Origin of the sequence: Amycolatopsis sp. YIM 10 (genome assembly GCF_009429145.1) — a bacterium.
In the GTDB taxonomy this organism is placed as follows: Bacteria; Actinomycetota; Actinomycetes; order Mycobacteriales; family Pseudonocardiaceae; genus Amycolatopsis.
In genome coordinates this window covers 1364157-1386176 of sequence record NZ_CP045480.1, presented here as the reverse complement: position 1 = coordinate 1386176, position 22020 = coordinate 1364157, and the positions used below count along the sequence as shown (strand labels likewise).

The 22020-nt window shown below is 69.5% G+C and carries 22 protein-coding genes and 2 tRNA genes; 8 read left to right on the top strand and 16 right to left on the bottom strand.

The genetic code is table 11. The features are described from left to right. The first annotated feature begins 5 nt into the window (after positions 1-5). Together YIM_RS06755 and YIM_RS06750 are read left to right on the top strand one after the other, a co-directional pair. Positions 6-236, top strand: coding sequence for a hypothetical protein (locus tag YIM_RS06755; RefSeq protein WP_153029511.1), 231 nt, complete (start codon positions 6-8; stop codon positions 234-236). Positions 237-307: 71 nt separating this feature from the next. After that, positions 308-1657: an acyltransferase gene (locus YIM_RS06750; RefSeq protein WP_153029510.1), complete on the top strand. Its 1350-nt coding sequence runs from the start codon at positions 308-310 to the stop codon at positions 1655-1657. Here YIM_RS06750 and YIM_RS06745 read toward each other — a convergent pair. The 7 genes from YIM_RS06745 to YIM_RS06715 form a co-directional block, all read right to left on the bottom strand. Further along, entirely contained in the window at positions 1562-2428 is an 867-nt protein-coding gene (locus YIM_RS06745; protein WP_228004585.1) for an amidohydrolase family protein, read from the bottom strand. The genes YIM_RS06750 and YIM_RS06745 overlap by 96 nt on opposite strands. 41 nt (positions 2429-2469) lie before the next feature. Further along, the gene (gene smpB / locus YIM_RS06740) at positions 2470-2946 is read right to left on the bottom strand and encodes an SsrA-binding protein SmpB (RefSeq protein ID WP_153029508.1); all 477 of its coding nucleotides are present in this window, start codon (positions 2944-2946) and stop codon (positions 2470-2472) included. Between the two features lie 41 nt (positions 2947-2987). Further along, entirely contained in the window at positions 2988-3884 is an 897-nt protein-coding gene (gene ftsX / locus YIM_RS06735; protein ID WP_153029507.1) for a permease-like cell division protein FtsX, read from the bottom strand. Positions 3885-3938: 54 nt separating this feature from the next. Further along, positions 3939-4628 (bottom strand): cell division ATP-binding protein FtsE, encoded by a 690-nt coding sequence (gene ftsE, locus YIM_RS06730; RefSeq protein WP_153029506.1) that lies wholly within the window; start codon positions 4626-4628, stop codon positions 3939-3941. A gap of 65 nt (positions 4629-4693) precedes the next feature. Beyond that, positions 4694-5797, bottom strand: coding sequence for a peptide chain release factor 2 (gene prfB, locus YIM_RS06725; protein WP_153029505.1), 1104 nt, complete (start codon positions 5795-5797; stop codon positions 4694-4696). Positions 5798-5923: 126 nt separating this feature from the next. Continuing rightward, positions 5924-6424 carry a PadR family transcriptional regulator gene (locus YIM_RS06720; RefSeq protein WP_153029504.1) on the bottom strand — a complete coding sequence of 167 codons (501 nt, stop codon included), beginning with the start codon at positions 6422-6424 and terminating at the stop codon, positions 5924-5926. Between the two features lie 423 nt (positions 6425-6847). Further along, positions 6848-6924, bottom strand: a tRNA-Met gene (locus YIM_RS06715). Between the two features lie 157 nt (positions 6925-7081). On the opposite strand from YIM_RS06715, the gene YIM_RS06710 reads away from it, so the two are divergent. Continuing rightward, entirely contained in the window at positions 7082-8023 is a 942-nt protein-coding gene (locus YIM_RS06710) for a hypothetical protein (protein WP_153029503.1), read from the top strand. On the opposite strand, the gene YIM_RS06705 is transcribed toward YIM_RS06710, so the two are convergent. From YIM_RS06705 to YIM_RS06695, 3 genes are all read right to left on the bottom strand, one after another. Further along, complete coding sequence (locus YIM_RS06705; RefSeq protein ID WP_153029502.1) at positions 7980-8951, bottom strand: YafY family protein; 972 nt, start codon at positions 8949-8951, stop codon at positions 7980-7982. The two genes, YIM_RS06710 and YIM_RS06705, sit on opposite strands and share 44 nt — an antisense overlap. Positions 8952-9014: 63 nt before the next feature. After that, positions 9015-9088: transfer RNA gene (locus tag YIM_RS06700), tRNA-Met, on the bottom strand. A gap of 67 nt (positions 9089-9155) precedes the next feature. Then, positions 9156-12152 (bottom strand): UPF0182 family protein, encoded by a 2997-nt coding sequence (locus YIM_RS06695; RefSeq protein WP_153029501.1) that lies wholly within the window; start codon positions 12150-12152, stop codon positions 9156-9158. Between the two features lie 164 nt (positions 12153-12316). On the opposite strand from YIM_RS06695, the gene YIM_RS06690 reads away from it, so the two are divergent. Continuing rightward, positions 12317-12862, top strand: a complete 546-nt coding sequence (locus YIM_RS06690; RefSeq protein ID WP_153029500.1) for a PPA1309 family protein — start codon at positions 12317-12319, stop codon at positions 12860-12862. Positions 12863-12884: 22 nt separating this feature from the next. On the opposite strand, the gene YIM_RS06685 is transcribed toward YIM_RS06690, so the two are convergent. Further along, complete coding sequence (locus YIM_RS06685) at positions 12885-14015, bottom strand: PDZ domain-containing protein (RefSeq protein WP_228004584.1); 1131 nt, start codon at positions 14013-14015, stop codon at positions 12885-12887. A gap of 135 nt (positions 14016-14150) precedes the next feature. Between YIM_RS06685 and YIM_RS06680 the strand changes: the two genes are divergently transcribed. Continuing rightward, entirely contained in the window at positions 14151-15518 is a 1368-nt protein-coding gene (locus tag YIM_RS06680) for a zinc-dependent metalloprotease (RefSeq protein WP_153029498.1), read from the top strand. Positions 15519-15557: 39 nt separating this feature from the next. On the opposite strand, the gene YIM_RS06675 is transcribed toward YIM_RS06680, so the two are convergent. After that, positions 15558-16073 carry a M48 family metallopeptidase gene (locus YIM_RS06675; protein ID WP_153036830.1) on the bottom strand — a complete coding sequence of 172 codons (516 nt, stop codon included), beginning with the start codon at positions 16071-16073 and terminating at the stop codon, positions 15558-15560. A 205-nt stretch (positions 16074-16278) separates the two neighbouring features. Here YIM_RS06675 and YIM_RS06670 point away from each other — a divergent pair, with 205 nt between their 5' ends. From YIM_RS06670 to YIM_RS06660, 3 genes are all read left to right on the top strand, one after another. Beyond that, entirely contained in the window at positions 16279-17325 is a 1047-nt protein-coding gene (locus YIM_RS06670) for a TOMM precursor leader peptide-binding protein (RefSeq protein ID WP_153029497.1), read from the top strand. An 88-nt stretch (positions 17326-17413) separates the two neighbouring features. Further along, on the top strand, positions 17414-18751 hold the full coding sequence (locus YIM_RS06665) for an AarF/ABC1/UbiB kinase family protein (RefSeq protein WP_153029496.1): 1338 nt from the start codon (positions 17414-17416) through the stop codon (positions 18749-18751). A 419-nt stretch (positions 18752-19170) separates the two neighbouring features. After that, the gene (locus tag YIM_RS06660; RefSeq protein WP_153029495.1) at positions 19171-20115 is read left to right on the top strand and encodes a hypothetical protein; all 945 of its coding nucleotides are present in this window, start codon (positions 19171-19173) and stop codon (positions 20113-20115) included. Positions 20116-20118: 3 nt separating this feature from the next. On the opposite strand, the gene YIM_RS06655 is transcribed toward YIM_RS06660, so the two are convergent. From YIM_RS06655 to YIM_RS06640, 4 genes are all read right to left on the bottom strand, one after another. After that, complete coding sequence (locus YIM_RS06655; protein ID WP_153029494.1) at positions 20119-20298, bottom strand: hypothetical protein; 180 nt, start codon at positions 20296-20298, stop codon at positions 20119-20121. After that, on the bottom strand, positions 20295-21191 hold the full coding sequence (locus tag YIM_RS06650; protein ID WP_153029493.1) for a bifunctional 2-polyprenyl-6-hydroxyphenol methylase/3-demethylubiquinol 3-O-methyltransferase UbiG: 897 nt from the start codon (positions 21189-21191) through the stop codon (positions 20295-20297). Before YIM_RS06650 ends, YIM_RS06655 begins: the two co-directional genes overlap by 4 nt. Before the next feature lie 90 nt (positions 21192-21281). Beyond that, on the bottom strand, positions 21282-21548 hold the full coding sequence (locus YIM_RS06645; protein ID WP_153029492.1) for a hypothetical protein: 267 nt from the start codon (positions 21546-21548) through the stop codon (positions 21282-21284). Next, positions 21545-21922: a WhiB family transcriptional regulator gene (locus YIM_RS06640; protein WP_153029491.1), complete on the bottom strand. Its 378-nt coding sequence runs from the start codon at positions 21920-21922 to the stop codon at positions 21545-21547. The genes YIM_RS06645 and YIM_RS06640 overlap by 4 nt, the downstream gene beginning before the upstream one ends. Positions 21923-22020: the final 98 nt, after the last annotated feature.

Here is a 22020-nt window from a genome sequence, read left to right as displayed (position 1 = left end):
CGGCTTTGTCCGCAGGACCTGAGGAGTGCGTCCGCTTCTTCGGCGGCCCACTCGACGGCCGGATCCAGGAATTCGGCGACACCGCGCCGGTGCGCGGCACCGTGATGCGCCACGTGCACCTGCACGACGGCCCGAAGATCGAAACCCACTACGAACTCGACTGGAACGCCGAGCACGGCTGGGAGTACCGCCTCCGCCCGGCCGGCGAGGTAGGGCCAGCCCCACCCCAGAACTAGGAAAACCCGAACCCGGAAAGGGCAGCTTGCCCCGCTGTGCCCGAAGGCCTTTTTGACCAGGCTCTTCAGTCATGCAGACGAGCACAGCCCGTCCGAAACGGGACCTCTTCCTCGACGTCGTGCGCGCGGCCGCGATCGCCGGTGTGGTCGGCCAGCACTGGCTGATGCCGGTACTCGGGTACGCGGACGGGCAGCTGGCCACCGGCAACGCGCTGGCCACGCCCGGCTGGTGGGTGTTCACCTGGCTGTCCCAGGTGATGCCGCTGGTCTTCTTCGCCGGTGGCGCCGCGAACCTGATGTCGCTCAACGCCGCCGCCAGTGATCGCACCTGGCTCGCCGCCCGCGTGCAGCGGCTGCTGCTGCCCGCGCTGCCGCTGTTCATGGTCTGGCTCGTCGTGCCCGAACTGCTGCGTGCCTTCGGCATTCCCGAGCAACCGCTGGAAGTGGCCGGAGCGATCGCCGCGCAGTTGCTCTGGTTCCTCGCGGTGTACCTGGTGACCGTGCTCGCCACCCCGCTGATGGCCGCCGCGCACCGGCGCTGGGGCCTGTGGGTGCCGGTGGTGATGGCGGTGGCCGGCGTGCTGGTCGACGTCGCGCGGTTCAACGACTTCGGGCTGATCGGGTACGCCAACGCGGTCTTCGTCTGGCTCGCCGTGCACCAGATCGGTTTCCACTACGCCGACGGCCGTCTCGGCTCGCTCGGCAGGCGTGGCGCGCTGACCATGTCGGCCGCCGGTTTCGGGATCACCGCGCTGATGGTCGCGTTCGGCCCGTACCCGGCGAGCATGATCGGCATGCCCGGCGCACCGGTGTCGAACATGAGCCCGCCGAGCGTGCTGCTGGCCGCGCTGGCGGTCGGGCAGATCGGCCTGCTGCTCGCGCTGCGCCCGGCGATCAACGCCTGGGCCGTGCGCAAGCCGGTGGCCGCGGCGCTGCGCTGGCTCGGCCCGCGGTTCATGAGCGTGTACCTGTGGCACATGCCCGCGCTGGTGGTGGTCGCCGGTATCGCCGTGCTCGGCTTCGGTTACCGCACACCGGAACCCGGCAGCCTCGCCTGGCTGGTGGCGGCGCCGCTCTGGCTGGCCGCGACCGGGCTGGTGCTGGTCGTACTGCTCCGGGTGTTCGCCCGCTTCGAGGTCCGCAAGCTCGCCGACGGTCCGATCGCGCCGACCGCGCAGCTGGTGCTGGCCGGCCTGCTCGCCTCGGGCGGTCTGCTCGGCCTGGCCGCCACCGGGTTCACCACCCCGGCGGACAGCGGTCAGCTCGCCGGTCCGCTCCCCTGGGTCTTCGGGGTCACCGCGGCCTTCCTGCTGGCGGGCAAGCCGCTACTGGCGCGCAAGGCCCAGCAGCCGCGCCGGGGTGTCGTGCAGCACCTGCCGCAGGAACTGCTCCCCCAGCCGGTCGTCGGCAGCCGCCCATGAGGCGACGGCCCGCAACTGGGTCGCGTAGGAGTACGGGATGTTCGGGAAGTCGGTGCCCAGCACCACCCGATCACCGAGACCGGCGAGGCTGGCCACCCAGCCCGCCGGTTTCGGCATCATCGCTTCGGTGAACGGAACGCCGACCATGGTGGTGTCGAGGTACACCCGCGGATACCGGCGCACCAGCTCCAGCGCTTCCTCGTACTCCGGCATCCCGGCGTGGGCCAGCACCGCGGTCAGCCGCGGGTGCCGCTTCAGCACCGCGCCGAACACGTCCAGCCCGGTGTGCGCGCCCCGCAGCGGACCGTGTCCACAGTGGACGACAACGGGCACGCCGGCGTCGGCCAGCGTGCCCCACGCCTTGTCCAGCAGGTCGTCACGCGGGTCGTACGCACCCACCTGGACGTGTGCCTTGAAGCACCGCGCACCGGCACGCACCGCGGAGTCCACATAGGACGCGGCAGCCGGTTCCGGGTACAGGGTGGCGGTGGGCACCGCGTCGGGCACCCGCTCCCCGAACTCCAGCGCCCACTCCGAAAGCCACTCGGCCATGCCCGGCTTGTGCGGGTAGACCAGCGGCGCGAACCTCAGCACGCCGAGCGAGCGCAGCACCGCCAGCCGTTCGTCCTCCGGCAGCCGGTAGTGGATCGGCCACGGTGTGCCGTAGTGCCGCTCGGCCTGGTCGAAGTACGACCAGACCTTCGCCATCACCCGCTCCGGCAGGAAGTGCACGTGGAGATCGACCAGGCCCGGCAGGCCGAGCGAGCGCACCCAGCCCGGAACGTCCGCATCGGACTCCGGGCCGACGGCGCTCAGTACCGGCCCTTCAGCGCGCGGCCCATCGCCTTGCGCACCTCACGATCGGCGTCGCGCTTGGCCAGGTCCTGGCGCTTGTCCCAGGCCTTCTTGCCCTTCGCCAGCGCCAGTTCGACCTTGACCTTGCCGTCCTTGAAGTACATCGACAGCGGAACGAGGCTGAGCCCGCTCTCCTTGGTCTTGCCGATCAGCTTCTCGATCTCGCCCTTGTGCAGCAACAGCTTCCGGGTGCGGCGGGGCATGTGGTTGGTCCAGGTGCCCTGCACGTACTCGGGGATGTGGACGTTGCGCAGCCACACCTCGCCGTCATCCACCGTGGCGAACGCGTCGGCCAGCGAGGCCTTGCCGTCACGCAGGCTCTTCACCTCGGTACCGACGAGCACGAGACCGGCCTCGTAGGTGTCCAGGATGGAGTAGTCGTGTCGCGCCTTGCGGTTCGACACGATCACCTTGTGACCACGTTCTTTGGGCATGATGACAACTCTACGTGATTCTCACCCGCACGACATCGGCATTAATGCCGCACGTACAGACGCAGCGTGACGTAGCCGGTGATGGCCGAGATCAGGATCGACACCCCGACCAGGATCGGTCCCACCACCAACACGTCCAGTGTGTTCACCGGTGGAATGATGCCGCCCGCCGATGACAACAGCGTGTCGAAGAACAACAGCTTGCCCACCAGCAGGAAAACGATCGCGAGGATCGCCCCGACCACGCCGGCGACCACCGCCTCCAACAGGAAGGGCAGCTGTGTGTACCAGCGGGTGGCGCCGACCAGTCGCATGATGCCGACTTCGGTGCGCCTGGTGAACGCGGAGACCTGGATCGTGTTCGAGATCAGCAGCAGCGCGGCGAAGGCCTGCAACAGCGCCACCACGAAGGTGATGTTCCGGAACACGTTGAGCCCGTTGAAGAACCGCTCCAGGAACACGTTCTGGTCGTCGACCTTGTCCACCCCCGGACGACCGGTGTACTCCTTCACGATCACGTCACTGCGGCTCGGATCCTCGAGCTTGATGTGCAGCGAGGCCGGCAGCGACTCGGGCCGCGCCAGCTCCACCAGTTCCGGCTGGCCCTCGAAGATCCGCTTGAACCGCTCGAAGGCGTCCTGCCGGTTCTCGAACACCACGGAGTCCACGCCGGGCCTGCTGTCCAGCTCGGTGCGCAGGCCGGAGCACAGCTGCTGCGAACAGTTCGCGTCGCTGGCACTGACGTCGTCGGTGAAGTAGACGGTGACCTCGACGTCGTCCTGGTAGTTCGTCTGCATCTTGTCGATGGTCCGGACGATCATCAGACCGCCGCCCAGCATGGCGAGCGAAACCGCCGTGGTGATGACCATCGCGATGGTCATCGTGATGTTCCGGCGCAAGCCGGTGACGACCTCGCTGAACACAAAACTGGCACGCATCGGGGTGGCTGTCCCTTGGGGGTAGGGGGCGGAAAGGGTGCGGCGGTACGGCGGTCAGCGACCGACGCCGTAGACCCCGCGGGCATCGTCACGCACGACCCGGCCGAGCTGCAGCTCCACCACGCGGCGGCGCATCGAGTCGACGATCGAGTGGTCGTGGGTGGCCATCAGCACGGTGGTGCCGGTGCGGTTGATCCGCTCCAGCAGCAACATGATGTCCTGGCTGGTGTCGGGGTCCAGGTTCCCGGTCGGCTCGTCGGCCAGCAGCACCAGCGGCCGGTTGACGAAGGCACGGGCGATCGCCACGCGCTGCTGCTCGCCACCGGACAGTTCGTTGGGCAGGCGGTCCGCCTTGCCCTCCAGGCCGACCAGCTCGAGCACCTCGGGGACCACCTTGCGAATGGTCTGCTTCGGCTTGCCGATCACCTCGAGCGCGAACGCCACGTTCTCCGCGACGGTCTTGTTGGTGAGCAGCCGGAAGTCCTGGAAGACACAGCCGATGGTCTGGCGCAGGCGGGGGACCCGGCGCCGGGCCATCTTGGCCACGTCGAAGTTGGAGACCATCACCCGGCCCTGGGAGGGCACCTCCTCGCGGAGGAGCAGCCGGAGGAACGTCGACTTGCCGGACCCCGACGGGCCGATCAGGAAGACGAACTCACCCTTGTCCACCTCGACGGACACCCGTTCGAGGGCGGGGCGGGTCGACGTCTTGTAGACCTTGGATACCTCTTCGAGCCGGATCACGGTGCGTCATCCTACTCAGTCACCCGTTAAGCCTAGGTTGCCACCTCCCGGGCGGCGCCCGGCGCTCAGGCGTTCTCGGTCTGCTTCCGCCAGCGGATGCCGGCTTCGAGGAAGCCGTCGATGTCGCCGTCGAGCACCGAGCTGGGGTTGCCCACCTCGAACTCGGTGCGCAGGTCCTTGACCATCTGGTACGGGTGCAGCACGTAGGAGCGCATCTGGTTGCCCCAGCTGGAGCCGCCGTCCTTGAGCGCGTTCAGCTCGGCGCGCTCCTCTTCCTTCTTCCGCTGCAGCAGCTTGGCCTGGAGCACCTTCATCGCGGCCGCCTTGTTCTGCAGCTGCGACTTCTCGTTCTGGCAGGAGACCACGATGCCGGTCGGGCCGTGCGTGATGCGCACGGCCGAGTCGGTGGTGTTCACGCTCTGCCCGCCGGGGCCCGACGAGCGGAACACGTCGACCCGGATGTCCTTCTCCGGGATGTCGACGTGGTCGACCTCCTCGACCTCGGGCAGCACCTCGACGTGGGCGAAGGAGGTCTGGCGGCGGCCCTGGTTGTCGAACGGGGAGATGCGCACCAGCCGGTGCGTGCCCTGCTCGACCGAGAGCGTGCCGTAGACGTAGGGGGCGCTCACCTTGAAGGTGGCGGACTTGATCCCGGCCTCTTCGGCGTAGGAGATGTCGTACACGTCGGTCGGGTAGTCGTGCCGTTCCGACCAGCGCAGGTACATGCGCAGCAGCATCTCGGCCCAGTCGGCCGCGTCGACGCCGCCGGCCTCGGACCGGATGGTCACCACGGCGTTGCGCTCGTCGTACTCACCGGAGAGCAGGGTGCGCACCTCGAGGGCGGCGATCTCCTGCCGCAGCTTGGCCAGGTCGGCCTCGGCCTCGGCCTTGCTGGCGGTGTCGTCCTCGGCCTCGGCCAGCTCGTAGAGCACGCCGAGGTCGTCCACCCGCTGACGCAGCTCGGAGACCCGGCGCAGCTCGTTCTGCTTGTGCGAGAGCTGGCTGGTGATCTTCTGCGCGGCCTCCGGGTTGTCCCAGAGATCGGGCTTCGACGCCTGCTCCTCCAGCGAGGCGACATCCGCCCGCAACGCGTCCAGATCCATCACGGACTCGATCTGGGCCAGCGTGCCGGCGACGTCCTTCAGCTCTGCTTCAAACTCGGCGCTCACGCCGCTCCACGTTACGGGAACGCCATCGCGTCTCCCAGCCGCCACCCTCAACGGATCGCTTCAGGCCGGTTTTCGACGGCGGAGAGCCGCGGCCGGTCGCAGAAAACCGGCCGCGAACTCCGCTGTTCAGGCTTGCGGGATCGCGTCGACCAGCTTGAGGGCCGCCTTCGCGTGCGCCTGGCCGAACTCGGCCACCGCCTTCGCGTAGGGGTCCTCGGCCGCCTTGATCGCCGCCTTGGCCGCGTCGAGGTCCTCGGCGTAGGCCCCGCGGGCCTGCTCGACGAGGCTCGAGCGCTGCTTCGCCGTCAAGGTGCCGGCGTGCACCAGGCGGAGGATCAGCGGGCTGCGAAGGTGGTCGGGCCCGGCGTCGGAGGACAGCCACGCCTTGAAGGCCTTCTTGCCCGCGGCGGTGATCACGTACTGCTGACTGGAGCGCGGTCCCTGCTTGCCGAGACGGACCAGGCCTTCCTTCGCCAGCGCCGGGAGTTCCCGGTAGACCTGGCTGCGCGTGACGCTGAAGAAGGCGCCGAATCGTTCCTCCGCTCCCGCGACGAGCTGCCCGCCGGTGGCCGGGCCGTCGTGGAGCAGACCGAGCAGGGCTGCGGCTGTTGCATTCAAATCGGACACGCCTTCTACGTTCCCACTTCTCCCCAGTTCTGTCCACAGTGGCCAGCCGTTGAGTCCACAATGGCTAGTTCACTTCCGCCGGAAAACCCCCTTTCGGCCTAGTGTGCGATCGAGTCCATAATGGACGGACACCCAACGTCAACTCGAGGTGACAGTTGCTTTCATGGTCCTGACCAGCGGAAACGTCATCACACCGCACGGTCGGCCAGTGTGTCGGCCGAGGACTCGGCCAAGGTTGCTGAGTTCGTTCGTCCACAAAAATTGCACCAGGTGCGAATAGGCGCACCATGTGCGAGAAGGACTGTCCACTCGCCACCCCGACAGCCCAATATGGACTCGAGCGCAACCATCGGCACACGACCGGACACGGAGCGAACACAAACGAAGAGGCCCGGTTCGTCGAAACGAACCGGGCCTCTTCGGTGGTAGCGGGGACAGGATTTGAACCTGCGACCTCTGGGTTATGAGCCCAGCGAGCTACCGAGCTGCTCCACCCCGCGTTGTGAAAACAAGATTACAGGGCGGTTCCCGGCCACTCGACACCGGGTGTACTTAGTACCATAACCGCAGGTCAGAGCCGGATTTCCGACCTGAGAGGGAGGCGGCTCGCTCGCGCGGTGGAAGTGCCGGGCACCCCGCTCGGCCGACGCTCAGCCGGTGAACACGACAAGCACGCGCCCCTGGGCCATTGTCCTCGGCTGCTGGACCCTCGCTTACGGAGCCCTCCGGCTCCTCGTGCCGCTTCCCGGCGGTGATCGCCACGCGGACCTGTCCGCGGTACCCGGCTGGGCCGTCGCCGCGGTCTGCCTGCTCGGTGCGCTGGCCGCCTTCGCGCCCAGGGCCGACCGGGCCGTGCTCGCGGCAGGATGGGCGGTGGCGGCCGTGCTGACCGCGCTGGGCTTCGTGCTCGTCCTCGACCTGGTCGCCATCGCCCTGCCCGGACTGGAGCTGCCGTTCGCCCTCCAGCCGTTCCTCCTGCGGCTCGGGTGCGCCCTGACCGGCCTCGCGTTCGCCAGGCTCACGCTCACGCGCCGGCGATGGCTGCGGGGCGCCTGCCCGGACTGCGGCCGGATCGACGGCGAGACCCGCCTCGCCGTGCGCCCGCGGTGGGCGCTGGTGGCCGGCTACGTCGCCGTCGCCGGGTGCGCCCTCCGGTTCGGCGCGCAAACCCTTTGGCACGACGATCTTCCGATCGGCATGTCCACCGCGGCGTGGGTCTTCATCGTCGGCATGCTGGCCGGCGGCACGCTGCTGCCGCTGGCGCTGGTGCACCGCTGGGGCGAGATCTGGCCGCACTGGGTGCTGCCGCTCGCCGGGAAGAGCGTGCCGCGCCTGGTGCTGCTGATCCCGGCCGCGCTGTTCGCGCTCGGCCTGGTCTCCTATTTCGGCGCGTTCGGTCTGGTCGAACTCGTCCTGCGCGCGGTGTCCGGCGAACCGACCGAGAACGCGCTCTTCCTCTGGCTCGCGGTGATCGGCTACCTCGCCTGGGGCGCCGGCATCGGCGTCGCCGCGGTCGCCTACCACGCGCGCACCCGCCCCGAATGTCCACAGCGGACTAACGTTCGTAGAGCTTCGACAGACCGTCGACGAGTTGCGTGATCCGGTCACGCAACTCCGGCGGATCGAGCACCTCGACCTCGGGGCCGAGCCGGAGCAGGTAACCCGCGGTGTAGGCGATCGATTCGATCGGGATCGTGCCGGTCACCCAGCCGTCCTCCCCCGGCTCGCCGGCCGATTCGGCGAACGCCTTGACCACGTCGGCCGAGTACGCGTCCGGGAACTGCTCGGCCCCCGACGGGGAAAGCCGGATCACCGCGGCACCGCGCTGCCGCCGGGCCTGGAAGTCGGCGCGGTAGGCCGCCCAGTACGCGGCGAGGTCGAACTCCGGCGGCCGCTCGAACCGCTCGCCTTCGCTGAGTTCCAGGATCTGGTTCACCCGGTACGTCGCGGTCCGCTCACCGCTGCTCGCCACCAGGTACCAGCGACCGGCCTTGAGCACGAGGCCGTACGGGTGCAGCGTGCGCTCGACGTCCCTCGGCTCGCGCCAGCGGTGGTAGCGGACGTGCAGCGCCCGCTTGGTCCACACCGCATCGGCCGCGGCCGCCAGGTGCGGCGTCTCCTCGGCGTCGGAGTACCAGCCGGGCGCGTCGAGGTGGAATCGCGAGGCGATGCGCCCGGCGCGCTCCCGCAACTCGGCCGGCATCGAGGCGAGCACCTTGAGCTGAGCCGCCCCGGCCACCTGCGCCAGCCCCAGCTCCGCCGCGGGCCCCGGCAGTCCGGTGAGGAACAACGTCTCGGCCTCTTCCGCGGTGAGCCCGGTCAACCGCGTGCGGTAGCCGTCGAGCAACTGGTACCCGCCCGACGGCCCGGCATCGCCGTACAGCGGGATCCCGGCCGCGTGCAACGACTCGGCATCGCGGTAGATGGTGCGCACCGAGACCTCGAGTTCCGCGGCCAGCTCCCGCGCCGTCATGCGCCCGCGCGCCTGCAGCAGCAACAACATCGACACCAGGCGACTGGCCCGCACCGCTGTCCTCCCGGAAATACGAAAGAGGGCCGTGTCCGTGGACACGACCCTCTTTCCCCTCTGTAGCGGGGACAGGATTTGAACCTGCGACCTCTGGGTTATGAGCCCAGCGAGCTACCGAGCTGCTCCACCCCGCGTTGTGACACCAACCTTACGCCGTGGTTTCCCGGCGGTGCAAAGCGGGTGCCCCAAAGGTTGCCGACGTCACCCTCCCGCGGGCGGCTGGGCGGCCGCCTTCGCCTGCTCGTACCGGTTGGCCGCCGCCTCCAGGTCGGACAGCGCCTGGCCCTGCGCGACGAAGTCACCGGACTGCTGCGCCGCCTTCAGCCTGGTCAGCGCCGCGTCGATGTCGGCGACCGCCTGGTCGATCTGCGGGTTGCCGGTGGTCGGCGGCAACGGCACGTTCTGCCCCTGCGTCGGCGGCGGATTCGCCGACGACGGAGGTGAGTTCGGATCGGTCGGCGGCGGCGGGGTCGCCGTCGGCGGCGGCCCCTGATCCGGTCCCGTCGCCGCCTCACCGGTACCCGGTCCGAACACCTCGTCGAGCGCCTGGTTCAGCGTCGGTGCGAACCCGACCTTCGACCCGTACGAGACGAGCACACGGGCCAGCTGCGGGAAGCTGTTCGCGTTCCGCTGCTGGATGTAGATCGGTTCGACGTAGATGAACCCGTCGGCGAGCGGCAGCGTCAGCAGGTTGCCGGGGATCACGTTGACGCTCTGGTTCCCCAGCAGCGTTCTCTGCTCGGCGAAGTCCGGGTCGCTTTGGAACCGGTTCTGCACCTGCACCGGACCGTCGTTCTGGTTGCTGCCGTCACTGGGCAGCCGCAGGACTCTGATTTGGCCGTAGTCCTCCGGTTCGGACGACACCGACACCCACGCCGCCAGGTACTGCCTCTGCAACGCGGTCAGCGAACTGGTCAACTGGAACTTCGGCTCGGTATCGCCCGGCGCCTGCGCCATCACGTAGTACGCCGGTTGCTTCGGCCCGTTCGCGCTCGGGTCGAGCCCGCCGTCCTTGGTCGGGTCCGGCGGCACGCTCCAGAACGTCTGGGTCGAGAAGAACTCCTGCGGGCTGCCCACGTGGTACTTGGTCAGCAGCTCGCGCTGCACCTTGAACATGTCCTCCGGGTACCGGAAGTGCTCACGCAGGCTCGGGGTGATCTCCGAACTCGGCTTCACGATGCCGGGGAACACGTTCTTCCACGCGTTCAGCACCGGTTCGTTGTCGTCCAGCGAGTACAGCGTGACCGTGCCGTTGAACGCGTCCACGGTGGCCTTGACCGAGTTCCGGATGTAGTTCAGCGAGCTGTTCTGCTGCCTCGCCACCCCGGACAGCGAGTCCTGTGTGGCCGCGCCCAGCTGGGTCTGCTGGGCGTACGGGAAGTTGTTCATCGTGGTGTAGCCGTCGACGATCCACTGGATCTTGCCGTCGATCACCGCCGGGTACGGGTCGCCGTCCACGGTCAGCCACGGCGCGACCTTGCTGACCCGGTCCCGCGGGTCGCGGTTGTACATGATCTTCGAGCCTTCGCTGATGGCGTCGGAGAAGAGGATGTTGCGCTCCCCCTCGTTCGCCGCGAAGACCAGCCGGTTGAACCAGCCGTCGATCGGCACCCCGCCGGTGCCCTTGTAGAGGTAGCTGCGGTCGGAGGCGGTGTCGAACTCACCGGGCGCCTTGCCCTGCTGCCCGCCGACGATCGCGTAGTCCGTGGCCAGCTCGCCGTAGTAGACGCGGGCCTCGTCGACCTTGATGCCCGAGCCGGTCGGGTTCACCGTGTCACTGGTGGTCGCGATCGGATAACCGCCGTCGGAGTTGCCCTGGCCGGTGGCCGTGGCGTCCCCGACCGCGCGGTCGATGGTGTTCGCCGGTGCCGCGACGAAGCCGTTCCCGTGCGTGTAGACCAGGTGCCGGTTGATCCAGGTCCGCTGGTTCTCGGCGAGGCCCTCGGTCTTGATCTCCTTCGCGGCGACGATGTAGTCCTGCCGCTTGCCGTTGACCTCGTAGCGGTCGACGTCGAGCTTCTCCGGGAAGCCGTAGAAGTTCTCGCGGCCGACGCGCTGGGTGAAGGTCGGGGTCAGCACGTCCGGGTCGAGCAGGCGGATGTTCGGGATGGTGCCCTTGTCCGCGCGCACCTCGGCCGGGGTGGCCGTGGTTTTGCCCGTGTAGTTGTCGTACTTGACGTCCCCCAGATCGAAGGCGAACTTCGTCGCGTCCATATTTCGCTGGATCGACTGCGCTTCCTTCTCGTTCGCGTTCGGGCGCACGGAGAACTGCTCCAGCACGGCGGGCCAGGCGGCGCCGACCAGGATGCTGGACAGGACCAGCAGCACCAGCGCGATCGCCGGGAGCTGGATGTTGCGCAGGAATGCGCCGACGAAGAAGGCGATCGCGCAGAACACCGAGATGCAGAGCAGGATCAGCTTCGCCGGCAGCACCGCGTTCAGGTCGGTGTAGGTGGCACCGTAGAACAGCGGGGCGTTGCGGTCGGAGAACAGCAGGTTGTACCGGTCGAGGAAGTACTCGACCGCCTTGAACAACACGAAGAGGCCGATCGTGATGGCCAGCTGCACCCGCGCCGGCCCGGCCATCTGCCCGCCCTTGCCTGCCAGCCGGATGCCGCCGAACAGGTAGTGCGTCAGCAGCGCGCCGATGAAGCCAACCGCGATCGCGACGAACAGCCAGCCCAGCAGCCAGTTGTAGAACGGCAGGTCGAAGGCGTAGAAGCCGACGTCGTTGCCGAACTCGGGATCGGTCTGGCCGAAGTTCGTGCCGTTGAAGAACAGCTGGACGCGCTGCCAGGCGTCCTGACCGGAGAAGCCGGCGACCACGCCGGCCACCACCGGGATGCCGATGCCGAACAGCCGGATGCGCGCGACCACGGTGGAGCGGTACCTGGCCAGCGGGTCGTCCGCGCCCGAGACCGGGACGAACACCGGCCGGGTGCGGTAGGCGATGGCCAGGCTGAGCGCGAGCGCGCCGCCGACCAGCAGGCCCACCGCGAAGAACAGGCCGATCCGGGTGTACAGCTCGGTGGTGAACACGTTCCGGGCGCCGACCTCGCCGAACCACAGCCAGTCGACGTAGGTATCGAGCAGTCTCGCGCCCAGTAGCAGCGCCAGCACGACAACGGCCGCGATGATCAGCAGTATCCGGCTGCGCTTGGACAGTTTCGGCAGGCTCACGGGGGGCCGAGTGGCCACTGCACACGCTCCTGTTGTCGTGATCTGGTACCTCGGGGCACCGGCACCGGCATCCTCGCCGACTGCCCCTGGATACCTAACTCTACGGATGGCCTCCTGAGTTCCCTGAACCGCCCAAACCGGGCGCGTAAAACCGCGCTCGCGGAGCCTGCCACGATGTGCGCATGACGGAGAGCGAGAAGCCGGCGGCCCGGGTGGGCGCACTGGCCCGCGAGGTGGAGGAGTTCGTGGCGTCGGGCGGCTGGGAGCAACCGCCGCAGCTGTTCGCTCTGGTGCCGACGCGGGCGCTCCTCGCCCAGCAGCCGGAGCTGGCCGGTCAGCTCGACGCCGACGCCGAGCTGACCCCGGTGGCGCAGGAAGCGCTGCCCGAAGGCGACCTCGCCGAGGCACTGGGCCGGATCGCCTGGCCGGATCTGGTCGTGGGCTGCGCGCTGGCCCAGGAGATCATCGTCCTGCCGCCGGACGCCGAGGACGAGCTGGCCGAGGTCGGCGAATCCGACGCCGACCGGCTGCGCCAGGCCGCCGCGGACCACCCGCGCCGCACCGAGGCCCGGCTCGTCGCCGCCGTGCTCCGGGGTGGCGAGGCGTCCTGCGTGATGCGGCTGCGCGGGATCGGCGGCGCCGATGGCGAACCGGTCGACGAGATCATCGAGAGCCCGGACCTCGCCCCGAACCTGGTCGAAGCCCTTCAGGCGACGCTCGCCCCCTGAGCCGCCCTTGAGACGTCTCGTCTCAGCAGGACGGCGTCGGGCGGTTCGCCTTGAGGTCCTCCAGCGCGGTCAGCGCGCCGTCCAGGTTGGACACCTTCACCAGCTTCAGCCCCTCCGGCGCGGCCGCGGCCGCCTCGGCGCAGTTCTGCTCGGGCACCAGGAAGGTGGTCGCCCCGGCCTCACGGGCCGCGACCACCTTGAAGCTGATGCCGCCGATCGGGGCGACCTCACCGCGCTCGGTGATCTCCCCGGTCCCGGCCACGTGCTCGCCCGCGACCAGTTCGCCCTCGGTGAGCTGGTCGACGATGGCCAGCGCGAACATCAGCCCGGCCGACGGCCCGCCGACCTCCTGCAGCGTGATCGACACGTCGTAGGGCACGTCGGCGCGCTCGATCGGCTGCAGCCCGATGAAGCCCTCGGTGCGCGAGGGGTCCGGGTTCTGCGCCAGCGTCAGCGATTCGGTGCGGGCGGGCTGCCCCTCGTGCTGGAAGGTGATCTGGATGGTCTCGCCGGGCCGGGTGCCCGCCAGCGCCTCGCGGACCTTCTCCTCGCTGGTGATGTCGGTGTTGTTGACCTTGAGCAGCCGGTCGCCCGCCGCCAGCACGTGGTCGGCCGGGCTGCCCGCCACCACTTCCTTCGCCAGCACCTTCACCGGCTCGCCGAGCTTGCGCAGCGCGGCGACCTCGGCGTTGCTCTGCGAGTCCTGGAACTGCTTGACGTTCTGCTGCTTGACCTCTTCGTCCGACTCACCCGGCTTGAAGTACTCCTCGCGCGGGGCCAGCGCGTACCGCCCGCTCACCCAGTAGCCGAGCGACTCGAACAGCGAGACCTCGTCGGTCAGCGAGACCGTGGTCATCCGGAGTTCCCCGCTGGTGGGGAAGGTCTGATGGCCCTTGATCTCGATCACCGGCACACCGTCGACGCGGCCGAGGGTGTCGTAGGTCGGGCCCGGCCCCAGCGCCACGTACGGCACCCGGACGAACAGCCCGCACATGACAAAAACCAGCACCAGCGCACTGCTGAACACCAGCGTCCAGCCTCGCCGGGTCAACCGGTGCCCGGACTCGTCTTCTTCCGCCGCGGGCGACACGTACGGGTCGTAGGCACCCGGGCGGGTCTTTTCGGCCGTGGTTTCGTCGCGCGACTCACTCACGAGGAGACAGCGTACGGTGACCATCGGCGGTCACCCGGCCCAGGCGCGCGTTTCGCGTCGCGGAACCGTCTCAGCCGTGCGAGAACGACGCGCGGTGACGAGGTGCTGCGCGGACGACCCGCGTACGGTGGACCTATGAGCAAACCCCCCTTCGGCTTCGGACCGCCCGATCCCGAAAAGCGTCGAGACAACGACCCGTCCGATCAGGGTGGCCAGTTCGGCCAGGGCGCCGACGCGTTCAACCAGCTGGGGCAGATGCTTTCCCAGTTGGGGCAGATGCTCAGCCAGGCCGGCAGCTCCACGGGCCCGGTGAACTACGACCTCGCCAAGCAGATCGCGCTCCAGCAGCTGGGTTCCAGCGGAGAGGTGACGATCGGCTTCGCCGCGCAGGGCGACTCCGGGACAGCCGTGCGCGACGCCGCCCACCTGGCCGAGCTGTGGCTGGACGCGGCGACCATCCTGCCCGCCGGCGCCACCACCACGGTGGCCTGGACCGGCCGCGACTGGGTGGAGAAGACCCTGCCCACCTGGCAGCGCCTGTGCGACCCGGTGGCCAAGCGCGTCTCCGGTGCCTGGGTGGAGGCCATGCCGGAAGAGGCGAAGCAGGCCGCCGGCCCGCTGCTGTCGATGATGGGGCAGATGGGCGGCATGGCCTTCGGCTCGCAGATCGGCAGCGCGCTCGGTCAGCTCGCCTCCGAGGTGCTCACCTCCACCGAGGTCGGGCTGCCCCTCGGCCCGGACAACACCTCCGCCCTGCTCCCGGCGAACATCGAGAAGTTCACCGAGGGCCTCGAGCGCCCCGGCAGCGAGGTGCTGGTTTTCCTCGCCGCTCGCGAGGCCGCGCACCAGCGCCTCTTCGCCCACGTGCCGTGGCTGCGGCAGCGCCTGCTCGCCACCGTCGAGGAGTTCGCCAGCGGCATCACGGTGGACACCTCCGCGCTGGAGCAGCTGGCCGGCCGGATCGACCCGTCGAACCCGGCGAGCATCGAGGAGGCCATGTCCTCCGGCCTGCTCGAGCCGCAGACCACGCCGGAGCAGAAGGCGGCGCTGAACCGCCTCGAAACTCTGCTCGCACTGGTCGAGGGCTGGGTCGACGTGGTGGTCGCCGAGGCCGTCGGCGACCGCCTGCCCGGTGCCGACGCGCTGCGCGAGACGCTGCGCCGCCGCCGCGCGACCGGTGGGCCCGCCGAGCAGACCTTCGCCACGCTGGTCGGGCTCGAACTGCGCCCGCGCCGGATGCGCGCCGCCTCCGCGCTGTGGAAGCTGGTCGGCGACACCCACGGCATCGACCAGCGGGACAACCTCTGGTCGCACCCGGACCTGATGCCCACCACGGACGACCTGGACGACCCGATGGCGTTCTCCGAGCGCCTCGGCGAGAGCGAGTCCGATCCGATGGCGGAGATCGAACGCGCCCAGCGCGCCGCGGACGAGAAACGCGAGCAGGACAAAGACGAGAAGCGCGAGCAGGACAAGCCGGACACCTCCGGCGACGAGAGCTGACCCGGCTCGTCCACGTCCACGCTCACTCCTTCGCCACGCTCAGTCCTCCGTCGCGATCCCCAGGCCCGCGGCGGAGGACAGCCCTTCCAGGTAGCCCATCGCCCGCTCGGTCTTGGGGTAGCGCCGCACCAGCGCCCAGAACTCGGCGTTGTGCGCGGCCACCTTCAGGTGTGCCAGCTCGTGCACCAGCACGTAGTCGAGCACCCACGGTGGTACCTCCCGCAGGCGTTCGCTGACCCGGATGCTGGCGTCCACCGGCGTGCAGGACGCCCACCTGGTCCGCATCGGCGGCACCCAGCGGACCACCGAGGGATTCGCCTCCCCGTCCAGGTAGCGGGCGGAGAGTTCGGCGCACCTGGCCAGCAGCGCGGCGTCGGACTCTCTGGCAGGCGAGGCTCTCCGCAGCTCGGTCCGCTGCAGTTTGCGCTGCATCTCGGCGACCCAGTGGGCCTCTTCGGTCTTGGTCATCAACGCGGGGATCAGGACGACGAGCGTCTCGCCCTCGCGGTACGCGGTGACGGTCCGCCGTCGCCGCTTGCTCCTGCGTACTTCGATCTTCGGTTGTGCGAGTTTGCTGTGTTCCCGGCTCCTCGGCGAGGGCACCCGTGCGTCGGCCACATGACAAAGGTAAGGCCAGGGACCGACAACTCCGATGGCTTGCGGGTCACATCGTCCGAGTTGTCCACAACGTAGACACGCCTGTGGACAACTCGCCGCATTCTTAGTGGATTGTTAGCGCCCCTGGCGCACGCTCTGTCACATGATCAACCCGAAAACGGATCCTCCCGAGGTTCCCCTGCCACCTCGCCCGCGAGTGCTGCCCGGCCTGCCCGTGCTCGACCGCGGCCGCGGCGAGGTCCAGATCGGCCTCGACCCGCGCCACGGCGTCGTCGCCACCGAACTCAGTCCCGCGCTGGTGGCGACGCTGCGCTCACTGGACGGCAGCCACACCACCACCGAGCTGTTCGGCATGACCGGGAGCGCCGAGGCCGAGCAGCTGCGCACCCTGCTGACCAAGCTCACCCGGCTCGGCCTGATCGAGGACGCCGGTCCGGCGGGCCCGCTGAACAACTCCGCCGAGACGGCCCTCTGGTCGCTGCGCACCAAGCGCAGCAGCACCGAACTCGCCAGCGAGCGGGCGCACTGCGCGGTGTCGATCCGCGGCGGCGGGCGGCTCGCCGTGGCCATGGCCACCCTGCTCGCCCGAGCGGGTGTCGGCCACATCGAGGTGCGCGCCAAGGGGTACGTCACCGAGCGCGACCTCGGATCCGGTTACGTCGACAGCGACCTCGGCAAGCTCCGGCGCCAGGCGATGGCCGCCGCGATCCGGCGCGCGAGCCCGATGGTCAGGACCACCCGGCTGACCGACCGCCGCCTGCCCGAGCTGGTGTTGCTCACCGACTCGGTGGTGCCCGCCCCGGACGTGGTCGGCGAACTGCACGTGGAGGGCCTCCCTCATCTGGTCGTGCGCGTGCGGGAGGGCCTCGGCCTGGTCGGCCCGCTGGTGTACCCGGGCCGGAGCAGCTGCCTTCGCTGCGCCGATCTGTACCGCTCCGGCGCCGATTCGAGCTGGCCGACGGTGGCCGGGCAGCTGGCGGGGCGCGAGCAGGAGGCCGACGCGGCCAACGTCTACGCCGTCGCGGGATTCGCCACCCGGCAGGCGCTGCGCGTGCTGCACCAGCACCACGAACCCCCGCCGACCTGGAACGGAGTGCTCGAACTGGACACCTACACCGGCAAGCTGCGCCGGCGCCACTGGTCGCCGCACCCGGCCTGCGGCTGCGGTGCGGTCGAACCCGCGTACTGAGCGAACCGCGCTACGACGTGCGACGTAGCCCACACTGTCTCCGGTCAACGGCTGCGCACCCCGAGATCGACAAGGCACAATCGCGTAGGTGACCGACTCCCGCGACAACGCCGAAGACGCCGCCATGCCAAGGCGAGCCGCCGCTCGCACGGCCAAGCTCGCTTCGCTCCCCCTCGGCATGGCCGGGCGCGCGGTCGGCGGCTGGGGCCGTCGGCTGACCGGCCAGAGCGCGGACGAGGTCAACGCGACCCTCTCGGCCAAGGCCGCCGAACAGCTCTTCGAGGTGCTCGGCACGCTCAAGGGCGGCGCGATGAAGTTCGGGCAGGCGCTGAGCGTGTTCGAGGCGGCCGTCCCCGACGAGATGGCCGCGCCGTACCGGGAGGCCCTGACCAAGCTGCAGTCGGCCGCGCCCCCGATGCCCGCCCGACAGACCCACCGGGTGCTCGCAGAGCAGTTGGGGCGGTCGTGGCGCGAGCGGTTCGCCGAGTTCAGCGACGAGCCCGCGGCCTCGGCGAGCATCGGCCAGGTGCATCGCGCGGTCTGGCACGACGGCCGCGAGGTCGCCGTGAAGGTGCAGTACCCGGGCGCCGACGAGGCCCTGCGCAGCGACCTCCGCCAGTTGCAGCGCCTGAGCAGGCTGTTCCAGGCGTTCGTTCCGGGCACCGAGGTGAAACCGCTGCTCGCCGAACTCGCCGAGCGGATGGACGAGGAACTCGACTACCGCTCCGAGGCGGAGAACCAGCGCGGCTTCGCCAAGGCCTTCGACGGCGACGACCAGGTCCTCGTGCCGAAGGTGGTGGCCAGCGCCCCCAAGGTCGTGGTGACCGAGTGGATCACCGGCACCCCGCTCTCGCGCATCATCGCCGAGGGCACCACCGAGCAGCGCAATGAAGCGGGCAGGCTGCTCGCCGAGTTCCACTACTCCTCACCGGTACGGGCCCACCTCCTCCATTCCGATCCGCATCCAGGCAACTTCATGCTGCTCGACGACGGCAGGCTCGGCGTCATCGACTTCGGTGCCGTCGCCCGCCTGCCCAACGGCGCCCCTCCCATGCTGGGCGTGATCATGCGGCTGGCACTGGACGGCGAGTCGGTCAAACTGCTCGAAGCCCTGCGGCAGGAGGGTTTCGTCCGTCCGGGCACCACGCTCGACCCGGCCGATGTGCAGGCCTACCTGGCGCCGTTCGTGGCTCCGCTCACCACCGAACGCTTCCACTTCACCCGGCGCTGGGCCCAGAAGCAGGCCGGCCGCCTCGGCGATCCCCGCGGTCAGGACTTCCGCACCGGCCGCTCGCTGAACCTGCCGCCGAACTGGCTGCTCATCCACCGCGTCACCGCGGGCGCCGTCGGCATTCTCTGCCAACTGGACGCCGAACTCGCCCTCCGTTCCATCGTCGAACACTGGCAACCCGGCTTCGCCGGCTGACGTCGGCCCACACACTCACCCCACCGCCAGATGCCGCAGCCCGGCCGGCCGCGCCATCACCACGCCATCCGCCAACGACTCCTTTAACAACCGAGCCACGACACCAACAATTCGCGCTCCAGCATTCACGCCACCAGCAATACGCCGGCCCATCAAAGCAACCAGGCCTGTTGCCCCACTCCCCGGACCATGCATGACCTGGTAAAACGCCGCTGATAATTCATCTTCCGGCGTTCGAGCCCGCCGGCAATCAAAGGTCTACCCCACGACCACCGCCGACCGCCAGTCCGGCGTCGAATCCCCGGCCGGTTATCCACAGCTCCCAGCCAAACTGGCCAAAGTCACCATTCGCGGCCCGAGTTATCCACATTTCTCCGCAACGCTGGCCCCCGCCCGTCCTCCCGGCGAAGCTCGAAGTCATGACCCGCCTCAGCAACCTCGCATTGGCCGAGCTCCGCACCCTCGCCAGGGACAACATCCTGACCGTGCAGGAGCTCTGCACCGCCGGCCTGTCGCCGTCCGGCATCAGCTACCGCTGCCGTCCCGGCGGTCCGTGGCGCCGGCTGTTCACCAACACCGTCCTGCTCAGCGACACCGAGCCCACCCGCTCACAACTGCTGCGCGCCGCGGTCACCTCGCTCGGGCAACGCACGGTCATCACCGGCATCGACTCGCTGAACGCGCACGGTGTCGGGCTGCCCCCACCGCCGACAATCCACCTCCTGGTGGATGCCCATCGAAGATCGACGCAGTCCGGACTGCTCATCGAACGCACGTCGAGGCTGCCGGAACCGGTCCTGCTCAACGGCCTGCCCTACGCTCCGCCCGCCAGGGCCGCAGTGGACGCCGCCCGCCGCGAGCCCGACGAAGACCGCCATCGCGATCTGCTGTCCCGGACCGTCTACTTCGGACTCTGCGGGCTGGACGAGCTGACCGCGGCGACCTTCACCGGCGGGCAGCGCGGAGTGTCCGGGGTTCGCACGATGCTGCGCCATCTCAACGGCACGGCGTGCCGCCAGGGGAACGGCAAGGCCAAACGGTTGCTTCGCCACGTTCCGGTGCCGCCGCCACAATGGAACGTCACGGTCTGCGATTCGGCCGGGCGAGGTATCGGTCAGGTCGACGCCTGGTGGGACGAAATAGCGCTGGGCTGGCAGGTGGGAATTCCGCCGAACGCACAGCACGGGCACCTGGGTTATCTCGCGCTGTCGGCCGCGGGGGTGGTGCTCGTCCGCACTTCGACCGACGACATGCACGACATACCCGCGGTCACCCGGCAGCTGGTCTGTGCTTTCAAGGCGGCGACCGACCGCAAACGCCCGCCGGTCCGGTCGGTGACCAGACTGCGCCCTCGGGCGGCGTGATGCTCACCAGTATTCGTCGGGCAGCTTGCCCTCGATGTCGCGGACATGGGTTCGTGAGCAGTCCGGGCACAGCCACTGCCGCACGCCCCGCTCGACCTGGGTGGACCAGGTCAGTGCCTGCGCCGGATCCTCGCCGCGCAGGGTCCCGCAACGCGCGCAGGCGACCGGCTCCTCCGCACTCATCCGGCACGTCCGTGGTGCACGGTCCGGGTTTGCAGCACGAACAGGTCGTCTCGCGCCCCCAGGTAGTCCGGGCTGTTGAGGTCGAGCAGCTTGGCGAGGGCGTCCCGGTCGGCTTCGCCGAGGTCGTCTCCGGCGATCTCTGCCATGAACCGGATCCGCTCGACCACGTAGGCGGCGACGTCGGAATGCGGGGCAACCGGCTTGTCCACCAGGTAGCTGAACCTGCCGACGTCGGTGAGGCCGGCTTTTGCCAGCGCGATTCCCCAGCCGTAGGGCATCCGGACCACGCCGTCCATCCCGGCACGCAGGGCGGCGAACCACTCGGCGCCGACGGCGTGGAGGCGCTGCTCGATTCCTGGCTCGCCGACCCCCACGTCCCAGGGCAGGTTCTGCGATTCGAGTCCACCTTCGCTGACCGCGAGCAGCCCGCCTGGCCGGACGGCCTTCGCGATCCGCGCGAGCGCGGCCTGCTGGTCCGGGAGGTGGTGCACCACGGCTGAAGCCCACACCAGGTCCGCGCGGAACTCATCGAAGTCGACTTCGGCCGCGTCACCGAGCACCGTCCGGACGGTGACTTCGGCGCCACCGTGCTCCTTGACGGCGGCTTCGGCCAGCGCCAGCAGTTCCGGAACGGCATCGACCAGCACCACGGTGCCACCACCGCGGGAGCGCAGCTCGGTGGCGAGCGCGGCGCTCATCCCGCCTGCGCCTGGACCGATGTCGATCACGGTCGGCTCGGCGGGAAGGGTGGCGGTGAGCCGCTGGGCGACCTCGGCGTAGGCCTCGGCGGCGAGGCGATCGGCCACCTTCAGCCGATCGGCTCGTGCCGCCCAGTCCATCTCGTCGTGCGTGTGACCATGCCCGTGACCGTGGCCGTGGTGTCCGGAAGCCATGGTCCTCATCTAACACGCAAACGCGGGTGGGGAAACGGCCCCCGAGCCGCTTCCCCACCCGCGGGTGGTCACCGTGTTATGCCCGCCGGATCACCGGGTGGACCGGCGTGCCTGCTTGGCCGCCCAGCGGCCGAGGCGTCCGTTCCGGCGCGACGGACGGGCGTGGCGCCACGTCCGGTCACCGCGAGCGGTGACGTGCAGGTCCCGTATTCGGGCTCTGGCCAGTTCTTCATAAAGCAACATTTCGTTGATCTCCCTGATCATCGTTGGCGCGGGGTTCGGTCGGCCGAACTCCGTGTCGTGCTGGGTGTTCTCGTGCCGACCGGTGGGGTCGGTCAACGGGCCGGTGTCGGTCATGCCGCCTCGACTCCCTGGCGCATCGGCTTCTTGGCGGCAGCCGGGGCAGGGGCCTCGACGGGGTTCTTCCGCGGGCGGCCACGGGGCCGCTTGCGCGCGACCACAGCGCCGCGCTCGAAGATCTCGCCACCCCAGACACCCCACGGCTCACGCCGGGCCAGTGCGCCCGCCAGGCAGGCCGCGCGGACCGGGCAGTCCACGCAGAGCACCTTGGCGCGCTCGAGTTCCGCCGGGGCCTCCGCGAACCAGAGGTCCGCGTCGCCGGAGCGGCACGGCAGCTCCCGCTCGGGCGAGGCAACGGCATCCAGCAGGTCACCGACTCCGTACTCGTCGGGCAGAGCCTCCTCAGGCGCGAAGGCGATCGCCGAAGACATTCCGTTCTCCTTGTGTAGTAAGGGTTTCTTGTTGTTTTGGACGTAAAAACACGAAGGCCGCGGATCCGATGTACGGTTCCGCGGCCTTCGTGAGCCTG

Excerpts from the sequence above, each read along its gene's own strand:
- YIM_RS06650 (WP_153029493.1), bottom strand. The coding sequence starts at position 21,191 with ATGGCTTCCGGACACCACGGCCACGGTCACGGGCATGGTCACACGCAC.
- YIM_RS06645 (WP_153029492.1), bottom strand. The coding sequence starts at position 21,548 with ATGACCGACACCGGCCCGTTGACCGACCCCACCGGTCGGCACGAGAAC.
- YIM_RS06690 (WP_153029500.1), top strand. The coding sequence starts at position 12,317 with ATGACGGAGAGCGAGAAGCCGGCGGCCCGGGTGGGCGCACTGGCCCGC.
- YIM_RS06670 (WP_153029497.1), top strand. The coding sequence starts at position 16,279 with ATGATCAACCCGAAAACGGATCCTCCCGAGGTTCCCCTGCCACCTCGC.
- YIM_RS06660 (WP_153029495.1), top strand. The coding sequence starts at position 19,171 with ATGACCCGCCTCAGCAACCTCGCATTGGCCGAGCTCCGCACCCTCGCC.
- YIM_RS06680 (WP_153029498.1), top strand. The coding sequence starts at position 14,151 with ATGAGCAAACCCCCCTTCGGCTTCGGACCGCCCGATCCCGAAAAGCGT.
- ftsX (WP_153029507.1), bottom strand. The coding sequence starts at position 3,884 with ATGCGTGCCAGTTTTGTGTTCAGCGAGGTCGTCACCGGCTTGCGCCGG.
- YIM_RS06655 (WP_153029494.1), bottom strand. The coding sequence starts at position 20,298 with ATGAGTGCGGAGGAGCCGGTCGCCTGCGCGCGTTGCGGGACCCTGCGC.
- smpB (WP_153029508.1), bottom strand. The coding sequence starts at position 2,946 with ATGCCCAAAGAACGTGGTCACAAGGTGATCGTGTCGAACCGCAAGGCG.
- YIM_RS06640 (WP_153029491.1), bottom strand. The coding sequence starts at position 21,922 with ATGTCTTCGGCGATCGCCTTCGCGCCTGAGGAGGCTCTGCCCGACGAG.
- YIM_RS06750 (WP_153029510.1), top strand. The coding sequence starts at position 308 with ATGCAGACGAGCACAGCCCGTCCGAAACGGGACCTCTTCCTCGACGTC.